1 protein-coding gene is annotated in these 515 nt (G+C 36.9%); it reads left to right on the top strand.

From position 1 onward, the window contains the following. Positions 1-418: integrase core domain-containing protein (locus D1012_RS22255; protein ID WP_147335796.1), on the top strand; the 418-nt coding region annotated here is incomplete at its 5' end. Between the last annotated feature and the right edge of the window lie 97 nt (positions 419-515).

Genomic DNA, 515 nt, shown 5'->3' with positions numbered 1-515 from the left:
TTGTAAAGCGAAAGATATTATCGGAATGCTTCAAGAAGCGTTAATGAGAAGGCAAGTGTCTGTTCCAGATGAAGAAGACGGGACTAGCATTATCATAAGGAGCGATAATGGGCCGCAGTTTGTCAGTGATCCCTTCGGAAAATTCTGTAAACTTTACAAAGTTTATCATGAACGAATACCACCTAAGACTCCTGATTTGAATGCTTATATTGAGTCATTTCACAGTGTTATTGAAAGAGAATGTTATCAAAGATACACCTATGAATGCTTCGAAGAAGCTTACTATCGAATCGATGAATATATGGATTTCTACAATAACCGAAGATTCCACGGCAGTCTAAATTATCTTCCACCCAAGAAGTTTCATCAGCTGTATAAAGATAAAGGGTATCCAGAGGAGATGGCAGTTAACTTATAATAAAGTGTTTTTCACCACCATGTCGTGGTGGTGAAAAACAAAAAATGAATAACTACGAAAGAACGAGAATGTTAAAGTTTGTGTCCTAAATTAGGGG

It is taken from the genome of Pseudotabrizicola alkalilacus, assembly GCF_003443995.1.
GTDB lineage: Bacteria > Pseudomonadota > Alphaproteobacteria > Rhodobacterales > Rhodobacteraceae > Pseudotabrizicola > Pseudotabrizicola alkalilacus.
The sequence above is the reverse complement of the archived record's forward strand: the minus strand, read 5'-3'. Positions and strand labels throughout refer to the sequence as shown.